Origin of the sequence: Corynebacterium sp. UMB4614, from assembly GCF_030217065.1 — a bacterium.
GTDB lineage: Bacteria > Actinomycetota > Actinomycetes > Mycobacteriales > Mycobacteriaceae > Corynebacterium.
Map to the genome: position 1 here is coordinate 140433 of NZ_JASONC010000004.1, position 12313 is coordinate 152745.

The following is a 12313-nucleotide window of genomic DNA, read 5'->3' on the forward strand; positions in this document are numbered from 1 at the left end:
TCTATAGAAATCTCGCCGGCTTTGCGGAACACTATGTTGGGTGAGCTCTCAAAATTACTATCCCCAGCAGCAGCCCCAATTCTCCGGCTACCCGGCCCAGCAGGCGCCGGAGAAGAAGTCGAAGGCGCCGAAGATCCTGGCCATCATCGTGGTCATCGTGCTCTTGCTCGCGCTGATCGCCGAGTTCGGCGCGCGCTGGTACATCAAGCATGAGATCACCAACGCCATGACCGAGGCCTCGGATTCGCGCATGGCCGAGGACCCGAAGGTCTCGTTGGGCACCACCCCTGTTCTCTTTGGGCTGGTGCAGGGCTCGCTGCCCCACCTGGAGGTGGAGGTCCCCTCCAGCATCGACGTCTCCTATGAGGACAACGACCCCAGCCGCCCGGTCATCACCGGCATGCCGCGCACCCATATCACCGGCAAGAAGCTCTCGATGGGGGAGAACCCGGAGGACATGATCTTCGGGGAGCTGACCGTCGACGCGGAGCTGCCGAAGGAGGTCATGAAGGCGGAGATGATCGCCAACCAGTCCGGTCAGTCGGGCGATGACCTGATGAGTCAGCTTCTGCAGGTCAATGACGTTGTGCCAAACCCCAAGGATCAGACCCTCGAGGTGCAGTTCAGCGGTGGGCTGGCCAGCATCGTGATGAGCCCGAAGATCGAGCAGGGCCAGCTGACGATGGAGGTCTCGGCAGTGAAGGTCTTCGGCCAGGAGCTGCCGGATGTCCTCGCCGAGACACTCGGCGGCGCGGTCGAGGATTCCGTGGACCAGAACACGCCGGGCGGCCTGGAGGCCCGGGACGTGCGCGTCACCAACCGGGGCCTGCAGATCTCCCTGCACGGCACGGATGTCCACATCGACGAGCTACAGAACTCCCTGAACGAGGCGGGCCAGCCCCAGCAGGGCGGGCAGGACAGCCCGCGCGGGGGTCGCAGCAACGACGGTGCTGGGGATGATACCCCGGCCGGGGAGGACCGCCCGGGAGCCGTGGGCTCCGGTGGCGAGATCTTCAACCGGGCTGCAGCTTAACCCCCCTTCACCCCCGGCTACTGCTGCGGCGCGCCCTCGAGGATGGCGCGCGCAGCGGATACCCCCAGGCGGGTCGCCCCCGCCTCGATCATGGCCACGGCCTGCTCCCAGGTACGGATGCCGCCGGAGGCCTTGATCCCCACCTGACCGCGCTTGCCCATCCGATCCAGCTCATCGGCCATGATCCGCACGGCCTCGACGCTGGCGCCACCCGCCGGGTGGAATCCGGTGGAAGTCTTCACGAAATCCGCCCCAGCCCGGGCGGCCGAACGCACCGCCGCGCGCAGCTGCTCCTCGGAAAGCACCGCGGACTCCAGGATCACCTTCAGCACCGCCGGTGCTGGTATCGCCTCGCGCACGGCCATGATCTCCGAGAGCATGGCATTCTCGTCGGCGGCCAGAGCATTGGCCACGTCGATCACCATGTCCACCTCATCGGCGCCCTGCTCCACCGAAAAGCGGGCCTCGGTGGCCTTGATGAGGCTCTGGTGCTTGCCGGAGGGGAATCCCGCCACCGTGGCCACCCGCAGCCCGGGGTAATCCCCCGAGATCGGCAGCATGGACGGGGATACGCACACCGCGCCACAGCCAAGTTCCTGGGCCTCGCGGAGCAGCGCCCGCACGTCCTCGCGGCTGGCGTCGGTGGCCAGCAGGGTGGCGTCCATAATCTGGGCGACCGACTCGCGGCTCGGGACCACCGGCCCGGAAGAGTTCTGGGAAGCAGCCACGGCTACCACGCCCCAGAGGCGTTATCGAGGACGTCGCGGATCGCCGGGCGGACGTCCTGCCAGTAGATACCGACGATCACCGCACCGATGATCCACAGCGGGAAGGCACCGCCGCCGAAGATGCCGAACAGGCCCGTCAGCGCCGCACCGCCCCCGAGCAGCAGCCAGTTCTGCTTCTTGCGGTTGATGACATCGAAGGCGTCATCACGGGTCATTGCCACCTGGGCAGCGGCAGCAACCCCCAGGATCAGAACGATCACGGACAGGGACAAATACAGGTAGCCAGCCACCTTGAAGCCGATGAGTAGTGCGGGATTCATCATGGCCTCATCCTAATGCACTCCCCGGACACGTAGCGGGAGCGGCAGGCCACGGACCCTGCCGCTAGAAGAGCCAGCCGATCAGCTGCGCCAGCGAGTAGATAGCCAACCCCGCCAGGGAGCCCACGACGGTGCCGTTGACGCGGATGAACTGCAGGTCCTTACCCACCATCAGCTCGATGCGGTCACTGGCCTCCTCAGCGTCCCACCGCTCCACGGTCTCACCGATGATGCTGGTGACCTCGCCCGCGTAGTTCTCCGCCAGGTAGGACGCCGCCCCCACCAGCCGGTCTTCCAGGTTTTCTCGCAGCTGTGGTTCCGCGAGCACCCGGTTGGCGAATTCGGTGACCCAGGCCGCGATGCGGGTGCGCAGCATGGAGTCTGGGTCCTCGGCCTGCTCTGCGAGCACGTGCCGGGTGTTCTCCCACACGGTCGCCGGCAGAGCGGTGATGGGCCCGGAGTTGAGGATGTCTTCCTTGATGTTCTCCATGCGTTGGATCATCACCGGGTCGTGCTGAAGGTCGCGGGCCAGACCCGCGATGAAGCTGCGGAACTGCTGGCGGGCCTCGTGGTTCGGGTTGGCCCGCACCGCAGCGGTGAAGTCCACGACCTCGCGGTAGACGCGGTCGCCGACGAGCTCGCGGACGAAGCGGGGCGCCCAGCGCGGGGTGCGCTCGTCGATGAGGTTGACGATGAAGTCCTCCGACTCGCGGGCCTTATCGTCCATCCAGATGACGGCCGCGTCCACCAGTGGCTCGGTGCGCCCTTCGTCGATGAGCTGCTGTAGGCCGCGCCCCATCGGTGGACCCCACTGTGGTTCGCGGAGGCGGTCGATGACCATCACGCGTAGGACGGCCTCGACCTCCTGGGCGTTCACCCCGTTGACCGTCAGCCGGATCAGCTTGCCGATCTCCCGGCTGATGACCTGGTCCCCCTCGGATTCCACAACCCACTTGGCGGCCCGTGTAGGCAGGTGAGCGGCGCGCAGCTTCTCGGAGATCAGGGTGGCGTTGAGGAAGTTCTCACCGACGAACTCCGACAGCGAGTGGCCGACCTGATCCTTCTTGCGTTTGATGATCGCGGTGTGTGGGATCGGCAGGCCCAGTGGGTGGCGGAAGAGCGCGGTGACGGCGAACCAGTCCGCGATGCCACCCACCATGCCGGCCTCGGCGGCGGCCTGGACGTAGCCGACCCAGGCCGGGGCATTGCCGCCGTGATCCACGATGCGGCAGATGGCGAAGACGATCGCCGCGAAGATCAGCAGACCCGAGGCGATAGCCTTGTGCTTGCGCAGGTCGTGGCGCCGCTGGGCCTCGGACTCCGGGGAGGGGCCGGGCACTGGCAGGCTGCTGCTTGCTGGGGCGGGGTTATCAATGCTGCGATGGCTCACCCCACCAGTATCGCAGCTTTGGGCCTTCGGCGGTCCCCTCGCCCCGGCCGACACGCGCCACACCCCCACTCCGATTGACTGCCCCCGGTGCGGAGAACGAGCTGCCTAATCTCACCCGCATCTTCCCCGGGGTCGATGCACTGGCCAGGTCTCGTGCTCCGCGGCATGACCGGGAACGGCATGCAAAAAAGGCCACCCCGGTCGCCGTCCTTAATGACGGGGACCGGGGTGGCCTCAAGTACTAGCTTTGCGGGCTGCGTTGGAGGTGCGTGCCCTGCGCGTTCATTACGCGCTCGCTAGCCAAGTTCTAGTGGATGCGACCACTGCGCTTGACGTACTCGCGGTAGTTCGCACGGCCGATGTGGACCATGGCGAAGCCACCGAAGAGGAAGAGCGCAGCACCGATCAGACCTGCGATAACGAACCCGGTTGCATTGTCGCTACCGGCTGCACCAGCCAGGCCGTAGATCGCCATGCCGAAGAAGGCCAGGGAGCTCAGGATGGAGCCCATTGCGACCCAGGTGATAGAGCGGTGCAGAGAAGAGTGCGGCGCATCGTAGCTCGACGGGACGAAGCCGTCCTCGTAGTAACGCTCCATGTGGAGGTTTTCAGCGAGAGCCATTTCTTTCCTACTTTCCGGAAAACCTGTATGTATCTACAGCTTAACCTAGTCGTCCTTACCGCGGAAGGCAGCGCGTGCGCGCTCCTTCGTGATCGCGGCAACGGCGGTCAGCGGGATGCCAGCTGGGCAGACGTCCGCGCACTCGCCGTACAGGGAGCAGTGACCGAAGTTGGTCTCCACCTCGTCGACCATGGCGCGGGCGCGCTTGCCGCGCTCCTCGCGACCCATCGGGGACAGGGTGAGGTGAACCAGCTTCGCGCCGGTGAACAGGTGAGCAGCACCGTTCGGGCACGCTGCGACACAGGCACCACAGCCGATGCAGGCCGCGTGGTCCAGAGCCTTCTCCGCGTCGGAGTGGTTGACCAGCAGGTCGTCGGCGTCCGGTGCGGTACCAGCCTGGACGGAGACGAAGCCGCCCTTCTCCATGACGCGGTCCAGTGCGGAACGGTCGACGACCATGTCCTTGATGACCGGGTAGGCAGCGGAGCGCAGCGGCTCGAGCTTGATGGTGTCGCCATCGTTGAAGGAAACCAGGCGCTGCTGGCAGGCAGGCTTGTTCTGGTCTGGGCCGTGCGGACGGTCGTTCACCATCAGGCCACAGGTACCACAGATACCCTCGCGGCAGTCAGAGGCGAAGGCGAAGGGCTCCTTGCCAGCCTCGACGTACATGGTGTTGACGTGGTCCAGCAGCTCCAGGATGGACATCTGTTCTGCGGCGTCGTCAACCTTGACGGACTCGAAGTGGCCTTCGGCGTTCGGGCCCGCCTGACGCCAAATTTCAAGATTCAGCTTCATTACTTGTAATTCCTTGTCATCAGCGGGATTCGATCGAAGTACAGCGGCTCGGAGTGGCGGATGAACTTCTCATCGCCGTTCGACTCCCAAGCGGAGACGAAGCACCAGTTGTCATCGTCACGCTCGGCCTCGCCGTCCTCGGAGAGGTGGTCATCGCGGTAGTGGGCACCGCAGGACTCGTCGCGGTCCAGTGCGTCGACGCACATGAGCTCGCCGAGATCCAGGTAGTCGGCCACGCGCAGTGCGTACTCCAGCTCCTGGTTCATCTCGTTGGCCTCGCCCGGGACGTGGACGTTGGCCCAGAATTCCTTGCGGAGTGCGCGGATCTTCTCGATGCCGTCCTTCATGTCCTCGACGTTGCGGGACACGCCACAGGAGAAGTACAGGATCTCACCGAGCTGACGGTGGTAGTGGGCCGCGCCGTGTGGCTCCTCGCCACGGATGTTCATGATCCGGTCGATGCGCTTCTGAGAGCGCTCCAGAGCCTCCTGTGCGGCCGGGGAGTCCTCAGCCGAGACCTCCTCGCCCAGCAGCGGTGCCAGGTAGTTCGGGATCGTGAACGGTAGGGTGAACCAGCCCTCGACGGAGGAGGAGAGCAGGGAGTTAGCGCCCAGTCGGTTTGCACCGTGGTACATCCAGGAAGCCTCGCCGGAGCAGAAGAGCCCAGGAATGGAGGTCATCTCGTGGAAGTCGGTCCACAGGCCACCCATGGTGTAGTGGCAGGTCGGGGCGATGCGCATCGGGGTCTCGTACGCGGACTCACCGATGGCCTCCTCGTACATCTGAATCAGGTTGCCGTAGCGCTCGCGGATGGTGTCCTTGCCGAGGCGCTTGATGGCGTCACCCAGGTCCAGGTAGACGGAGTTCTTCTTCGGGCCAACGCCGTAGCCAGCGTTGATCTGCTGGGCGTTCGCGCGGGACGCGATGTCACGCGGGACCAGGTTGCCGAATGCCGGGTAACGACGCTCCAGGAAGTAGTCGCGCTCGTCGTCCGGGATGTTGTTCGGGTCGCGGTCGTCGCCCTTCTTCTTCGGGGTCCAGATGCGGCCGTCGTTACGCAGGGACTCGGACATCAGGATGGTCTTGGACTGCCAGTCCGAGTTGACCGGCAGGCCGGTCGGGTGGAACTGCACGAAGGACGGGGACGCCATGTAGGCACCCTGGTCGTAGGCGCGCATGATGGCGGAGACGTTGGAGTTCTTCGCCAGGGTGGACATGTGGTACACGTTGCCGTAACCACCGGTGGCCAGCACGGTTGCGTGGCCGGTGTGAGCGGTCAGCTCACCGGTGATCAGGTTGCGCATCACGACACCCTTACAGACGCCGTCCTCGACGATGACGTCCTGCATGTCTGCGTGGGTGAAGATCTCCACGTTGCCGGCGCCGATCTGGCGGTACAGCGCGGAGGTCGTCGCCAGCTGCAGCTGCTGACCCGTTTGACCACGGGTGTAGTAGGTGCGGGAAACCTGCACGCCACCGAAGGAACGGGTTGCCAGAGTGCCGCCGTACTCGCGGGAGAACGGTGCGCCGATGGCGTTCATGTGGTCGATGACCTTCGGGGACTCCATGGCCAGGCGCCAGCAGTCGTTCTCGCGGCAGCGGTAGTCGCCACCCTTGACCGTGTCCTTGGTGTGGAGGTAGGTCGAGTCGTTATCCAGCTTCTTACCGCGGGAGGAGTTCACACCACCCTGCGCAGCAATGGAGTGCGCGCGGCGTGGGGAATCGTGGTACGTGAAGACCTTCACGTCGTAGCCCAGCTCGCCGAGGGCTGCAGCGGCAGCGCCACCGGCCAGGCCGGTACCGACGATCAGGACGCGGAACTTGTTGCGGTTCAGCGGGGACACCAGGCCGAAGTGGTCCTTGGCGTAGGTCCACTGCTGATCCTGGCCGACCTCGTGCGGGGCGTTGTCCTTCAGAACCTTGCCGACGGTCACGCCGTCGACGGAGGACTCAGGCGCGGTGAAAGCTGCGACTGCCTCGTCGTAGTTGAAATCCGCAGTTTGGTTGTGCGGGTGATTAATAACATCGCTCATAGCCGTTTACTCCTTAACAGACTCGCGAGCTTAAACGCCTGGGACGAATGGCACTTGCTCAATGCCCCCGAACAGCACAGCCAGTGGGATAGAGATATTGCCGATGAGGATCAGGGCCGGGACCAGGTAGGAGATCCACAGGATCACCTGGCGCCAGCGGTGGCCGGTGATACCCAGGTCCGAGGATGCGGTCCAGATGCCGTGAGACAGGTGGGCGAACAGGATGAACATCGCGACGATGTAGATGATCGCCACTGCCGGGCGCTCGAAGGAGGCCACGAGGTTCTGGTAGGCGGCGTGGTTGCCGTCAACAGCCTCGATGAACTCGCTGGACGCAGCCGGCTGGACACCCAGGGTCAGGTCCAGGATGTGGAAGATGATGAACAGCAGCAGCACGATGCCGGTGACCGGCATGGTGCGTGCGGAGAAGGTATTCCAGTTGCTGACCATGCCCTTGCGGCGGAAGCGGCCGCGGGACTGGTGGCTGCGGCCGATCAGCGCGAACGCAAACCACACGTGCAGCACGATTGCCACGAGCAGCACGATGCGGAAGATCCACAGCATGCCGCCCTCAGGCAGGATCGGCGAACCGACCTCGCGGAGGAAGTCCGCGTAAGTATTGAGGCCCTCAGCGCCGGTGTAAACCTTCAGGTTTCCGAGCATGTGGACCAGAACAAACAGGCCGAAGATGATGCCGGTGATGGCCATCGTCAGCTTCATAACCCAGGTTGGGATGCCCGGCTTTTCGCGCAGGGCTTTCGTCGTTATTTTCCCGTGGACAAGGGCGTCCCGGTTTTCGTCATTCTTTACAGTCATGGCACCTCCAGTGTCGTAATAACTCTACGAGCTTGGAGACCTTGGTCACTAACTGCCATGGTCCACCCTGGGGTTTTACACCCTATTTGGGGCAAAATCACAGGAAGTGCACCTATTGCGCAACAGCCGCGTTGCGTAAATACCCCCGAATCACATCAGTCGCACCAGCCACAAAACTCCCCGCCCCGGCGGCTGAGGAGGCCACCGGGGCGGGAAGAAGAAGAGGGCGGGTCCGGACCTAGCCCGCGGCGAGCACCGTCTCCCCCACGACAACCTGCGGCTCACCGGTGACCCGGACCTGCTGCCCCAGCACCGTGACCACACCGGCGTCCTTCCCCTGAACGGAGACCAGCTCCACCTCACCCGGGCGAACCGTCACGCGAACCTGGACATCCCGGATGGTGACGTTGTAGCTGAGGTGCTCCCAACCCTCCGGCAGACGGGGGTCAATGGTGAACTCGCCCTCGTGATCGCGCAGTCCACCAAAGCCATAGGTCAGCGCAGTCCACACCCCACCGCAGGAGGCGATGTGCACGCCGTCGCTCGTGTTGCCATGCATATCCGCCAGGTCCACGAACAGCCCGCGGTGGAAAAACTCCAGAGCCTTATCCGCATAGCCGAGCTCGGCGGCCATGATGGACTGCACCACCGCCGAGAGGGTGGAATCCCCCGTGGTCAGCCGGTCGTAGTAGTCATAGTCCGCCCGCTTGACCTCCTGGGAGAATCGCTTCCCCTGCAGGAACAGAGCCAGCACCACGTCCGCCTGCTTCAGGATCTGATAGCGGTAGATCGTCAGCGGGTGATAGTGCAGCAACAGGGGCCGCTTCGGCTCACCGTTCGGATCGTCCAGATCCCAGATCTGGCGGTTGAGGAAGAAATCATCCTGCGGATTGATCCCCAGCTCCTCATTGAAGGGGATGTACATCTGCTCGGCTGCCAGCTCCCAGCGATCCAGCTCGGAATCGTTGAGCTTGTGCTGGGCAGCCAGGTCCGCGTAGTCATCCGGCCGCTCGGTGCGCATCGTCTTCAGCACCTTCGCAGCCATGCGCAGGTTATATTGCGCCATCACGTTGGTGTAGAGGTTGTTATTCACCACCGTGGTGTACTCATCCGGGCCGGTGACCGCGTGGATCTCAAAGCGATCCTGCACGGAGTTAAAGAAGCCGATGGATACCCAGAACCGGGCCGTACCCAGCAGGATCTCCACACCCTCACGCATGAGGAACTCCTTATCCCCGGTGGCGTAGAAGTACTTCATCAGCGCGAAGGTCACGTCCGCGTCGATGTGATACTGCGCCGTGCCCGCGGCGTAGTACGCGGAGGACTCGTGCCCGTTAATCGTGCGCCACGGGAAGAGCACGCCGTCGTGGGAAAGCTCCAGGGCACGCTCGTGCGCGGAGGGCAGCATCTCGTAGCGGAAGCGCAGCGCATTGCGGGCGTAATTCGAGTTCGTGTAGCTGAGGAACGGCATCACGTAGATCTCCGTGTCCCAGAAGTAGTGCCCGCCGTAGCCCGCACCGGTCAGCCCCTTGGCGGGAACGCCGGTGGTCTCGGCCCGCGCGGAGGCCTGGATCAGCTGGAAGATGCACCAGCGGGCCGCCTGCTGCAGCTCTGGCTGGCCACCGATGCGCACGTCCGAGCGCTCCCAGAACTCGCCCAGCCACTCGCGCTGGTTCTCCACGAGGCTGCTGTAGCCCACCTGCTTCGCCCGGTTGATCGTGCGGTCGCAGCGGAAGGCCAGCTCCTTCGGGGCCACGTGGCGGGAGGAGTGGTAGCTGACGAATTTCTCTAGGCGCAGGTGGCAGCCTTTCGCGCCGTTGATGTGGTAGACGACGCTGGCGACGTCCTCCGCGACCTCCGTTGTGACCTCGACGTCGCCGGAATCCGCGGTCGCCGGGTTGTCCACACGCAGCTCGTGGTCCATGGAGGCGGCGACCGTCATTCCGGAGTGGTTGACCTGGTAACCCAGGGTCGCGCGCTCCGGTTCGGGTTGGGACTGGTACTTCGGGATCAGGACGCGCTCATCGAAGGTGGAGCCTTTCCGCGGGTCCAGCTCTCCATCCTGGACGGCGACGGGGCCGTTGTTATCCGGGAACTCGCCCTCGCCGTCCTGGCGGTTGAGCAGCTGGGAGGAGACGACGACGGCGGCGTCCGAATCCAGCAGCTCCACTTCGAGCGCCATGATCGCGAGGTGACGTTCCTGGAAGCTGACCATGCGCTCGGTGGTCACGCGCACACGCTTGCCGCCGGGGGTGCGCCAGATCATGCTGCGCCGCAGCACGCCGTCGCGGAAGTCGAGGGTGCGGCTGTACTCACTGATATCCGCGTTGCCGAGGCGCAGCGGCTCGTCGTCGATGTACAGGCGCATCGCCTTGGCATCGGGGACGTCGATGATGGACTGCCCATCGCGGGCCAGGCCGTAGGCGTCCTCGGCGTGGGTGATCTTCCAGTTCTCGTAGACACCGTTGATATAGGTGCCGTGGACGGCGGAGTCGCGCCCTTCTGGCGGGTTGCCGCGCATGCCGAGGTATCCGTTGGACTGCGCAAAGAGCGCCTCGGCGACACCCAGGTCGGTGCGGTTGGGTTTGGTTTCCGCCCAGCCCCACTCCCAGACGGGGTTATTATCGCGGTCGATCAGCTCCAATGGGTCGACGCCGTGGTGGTGGCGGTCCGCCCGGTAGCCTTCGGTAGCCAAGTCCGCACCGTCGATCGGCCGGTTCGGCCCCTGCGCGCCACCGTTGCGCTTGGCGGCAAGGAAGGCTTGGAGCTGTGCGTTTCCGGATTGAGAAGCTGAGGTCATTGTGTCCCACATGTTGAGGTTGTCTTCTAAGCCGCGCACATTCTAGCGGGCGGGGCATGCCGCCCCGAATCGCGGGCTCGGGTTGTCACGTTGCTGGCTTGTACGGCTGCACGGCGGCTCTTTTGCGCGGCCGCACGGGGGGGCTCTATTGCGCGGCCGCACGGGGGGCTCTATTGCGCGGCGGCACAAGGCGGTACGGCGAGGGCTGTGGCGCTATCGCGGGGCTAGCCCACGAAGTCCGCGAGGTCGGCGACCACGGTGTCCGCCCCGGCGTCGAGCAGTTCCTGGTCGCCTGCTCCCCGGTCCACCCCCACGACGAGGCCGAACTTGCCGTTGCGCCCGGAAGCCACCCCGCTGAGAGCGTCCTCCACCACCACGGCCTTCTCGGCGGGAACACCCAACCACGTGGCCGCGTGCAGGTAGGTATCCGGGGCGGGCTTGCCGGGCAGCTCGAGCTCCGCGGCGACCAGCCCGTCCACGACCAGCTCGAAGCGGTCGAGCAGGCCCGCCGCCTCGAGCACGGGGCGGGCGTTCTTGGAGGAGGAGACGATCGCCAGCCGGGGCGGGGTCGCGCCCCCCTTCGGCGCAGTCAGGGTGTCGAGGAGCTGGACACTGCCTGGGTAGGCCGCGATGCCCTGGCCCAGCAGTCGGAGGAACTCGGCGTTCTTACGTTCGCCCAGCCCGTAGACGGTGTGCTCTGCCGCCGTGTCCTCCTCGCTACCGGTGGGCAGGTCGATGCCGCGGGAGTGCAGCAGCGCGGCGATGCCCTCGGTCCGTGGTCGGCCGTCGAGGTAGTCGTAGTAGTCCTGGTCGGTGTACTCGGCTACGCTCTGCCCACCGGCGCCGAGTTCGCGGAAGTACTCGGTGAACATGTGGGCCCAGGCCTCGCGGTGGAGGTCGGCGGTGGGGGTGATCACGCCGTCGAGGTCGAAGAGGATCGCGCCGTACTGCCACAGGTCGGGCAGGTCTGCGTCTGCAGTGCCGCTCCCCTGCCCGCTTGTCGACGTCTCGGGCTGTCGCTTGTTCACGTTCCCAGGGTTCATGCTGCCGATAGTACGTTCCCCGCCACCGTTTGTGGCCGGGCAGACTTTCCCTTTGCGCTTCCTCCTGCACACCCCACTGCCGCCTCACCGTCGCCACCACCCCCCAAAAGAAAACGGGGCGGGCACACCGTTGTGGTGTGTCCGCCCCGTTGTTTTACTCACCGGCCCCGTTCACGGGCGCTGGCGAGAGTCGGCAGCCGTGTTAGGCGATGCCGTTTTTAGCCTTGAACTCCAAACGACGAGCATGCAGGATCGGCTCAGTGTAACCAGCCGGCTGCTCCAGACCCTTAAACACCAGGTCCTTAGCAGCCTGGAAAGCCACAGACTCGTCGAAGTCCGGCGCCATGTTGCGGTAAGCAGCATCCCCAGCGTTCTGCTGGTCAACCTTCGCAGCCATGCGCTGCAGCGAGTCCAGAACCTGCTCCTCGGTCACCACACCGTGCTTCAGCCAATTAGCCAGGTGCTGGGAGTTAATACGGCAGGTCGCGCGGTCCTCCATCAGATCAATGTCGTGGATATCCGGAATCTTGGAGCAACCAACACCCTGCTCCACCCAGCGGACCACATAACCCAGGATGGACTGGGAGTTATTGTCGATCTCCTCGGCGATCTCCTCAGCAGACCAATCGGCGGACTCCGCCACCGGCAGAGTCAGAATGTCGCCCAAGGTCTCGCGACGACCCTCGGTGCGCAGCTTGTCCTGCACCTCGAAAACATCCACCTCGTGGTAGTG

Annotated in this window: 10 protein-coding genes and 1 pseudogene; 1 reads left to right on the forward strand and 10 read right to left on the reverse strand. The window is 64.8% G+C overall.

The window, feature by feature from the left end; translation table 11 throughout:
- Positions 1–40: 40 nt before the first annotated feature.
- Entirely contained in the window at positions 41–1033 is a 993-nt protein-coding gene (locus QP413_RS03330; RefSeq protein WP_070758547.1) for a DUF2993 domain-containing protein, read from the forward strand.
- A 17-nt stretch (positions 1034–1050) separates the two neighbouring features.
- On the opposite strand, the gene deoC is transcribed toward QP413_RS03330, so the two are convergent.
- From deoC to QP413_RS03380, 10 genes and pseudogenes are all read right to left on the reverse strand, one after another.
- Positions 1051–1698 (reverse strand): deoxyribose-phosphate aldolase, encoded by a 648-nt coding sequence (gene deoC / locus QP413_RS03335; protein WP_222863803.1) that lies wholly within the window; start codon positions 1696–1698, stop codon positions 1051–1053.
- A gap of 65 nt (positions 1699–1763) precedes the next feature.
- Positions 1764–2084: a DUF2516 family protein gene (locus QP413_RS03340; protein WP_070758545.1), complete on the reverse strand. Its 321-nt coding sequence runs from the start codon at positions 2082–2084 to the stop codon at positions 1764–1766.
- A 61-nt stretch (positions 2085–2145) separates the two neighbouring features.
- On the reverse strand, positions 2146–3471 hold the full coding sequence (locus QP413_RS03345) for a DUF445 family protein (RefSeq protein WP_284780609.1): 1326 nt from the start codon (positions 3469–3471) through the stop codon (positions 2146–2148).
- A gap of 307 nt (positions 3472–3778) precedes the next feature.
- Entirely contained in the window at positions 3779–4093 is a 315-nt protein-coding gene (locus QP413_RS03350) for a hypothetical protein (RefSeq protein WP_070758543.1), read from the reverse strand.
- A 45-nt stretch (positions 4094–4138) separates the two neighbouring features.
- Positions 4139–4888, reverse strand: a complete 750-nt coding sequence (locus QP413_RS03355) for a succinate dehydrogenase/fumarate reductase iron-sulfur subunit (RefSeq protein WP_012359469.1) — start codon at positions 4886–4888, stop codon at positions 4139–4141.
- Positions 4888–6921 (reverse strand): fumarate reductase/succinate dehydrogenase flavoprotein subunit, encoded by a 2034-nt coding sequence (locus tag QP413_RS03360; protein WP_070761167.1) that lies wholly within the window; start codon positions 6919–6921, stop codon positions 4888–4890. The genes QP413_RS03355 and QP413_RS03360 overlap by 1 nt, the downstream gene beginning before the upstream one ends.
- Positions 6922–6951: 30 nt before the next feature.
- A complete protein-coding gene (locus tag QP413_RS03365; protein WP_284758305.1) occupies positions 6952–7737 on the reverse strand; it encodes a succinate dehydrogenase cytochrome b subunit in 786 nt (261 codons plus the stop codon).
- A 238-nt stretch (positions 7738–7975) separates the two neighbouring features.
- On the reverse strand, positions 7976–10537 hold the full coding sequence (locus tag QP413_RS03370; protein WP_284780611.1) for a glycoside hydrolase family 65 protein: 2562 nt from the start codon (positions 10535–10537) through the stop codon (positions 7976–7978).
- Positions 10538–10761: 224 nt separating this feature from the next.
- A complete protein-coding gene (locus QP413_RS03375) occupies positions 10762–11580 on the reverse strand; it encodes an HAD-IA family hydrolase (RefSeq protein ID WP_284780613.1) in 819 nt (272 codons plus the stop codon).
- 202 nt (positions 11581–11782) lie between these two features.
- Positions 11783–12313, reverse strand: a pseudogene (locus QP413_RS03380) (malate synthase G); the annotation flags it as partial.

Excerpts from the sequence above, each read along its gene's own strand:
- QP413_RS03360 (WP_070761167.1), bottom strand. The coding sequence starts at position 6,921 with ATGAGCGATGTTATTAATCACCCGCACAACCAAACTGCGGATTTCAAC.
- QP413_RS03365 (WP_284758305.1), bottom strand. The coding sequence starts at position 7,737 with ATGACTGTAAAGAATGACGAAAACCGGGACGCCCTTGTCCACGGGAAA.
- QP413_RS03355 (WP_012359469.1), bottom strand. The coding sequence starts at position 4,888 with ATGAAGCTGAATCTTGAAATTTGGCGTCAGGCGGGCCCGAACGCCGAA.
- QP413_RS03350 (WP_070758543.1), bottom strand. The coding sequence starts at position 4,093 with ATGGCTCTCGCTGAAAACCTCCACATGGAGCGTTACTACGAGGACGGC.
- QP413_RS03375 (WP_284780613.1), bottom strand. The coding sequence starts at position 11,580 with ATGAACCCTGGGAACGTGAACAAGCGACAGCCCGAGACGTCGACAAGC.
- QP413_RS03370 (WP_284780611.1), bottom strand. The coding sequence starts at position 10,537 with ATGACCTCAGCTTCTCAATCCGGAAACGCACAGCTCCAAGCCTTCCTT.
- QP413_RS03340 (WP_070758545.1), bottom strand. The coding sequence starts at position 2,084 with ATGATGAATCCCGCACTACTCATCGGCTTCAAGGTGGCTGGCTACCTG.
- deoC (WP_222863803.1), bottom strand. The coding sequence starts at position 1,698 with ATGGACGCCACCCTGCTGGCCACCGACGCCAGCCGCGAGGACGTGCGG.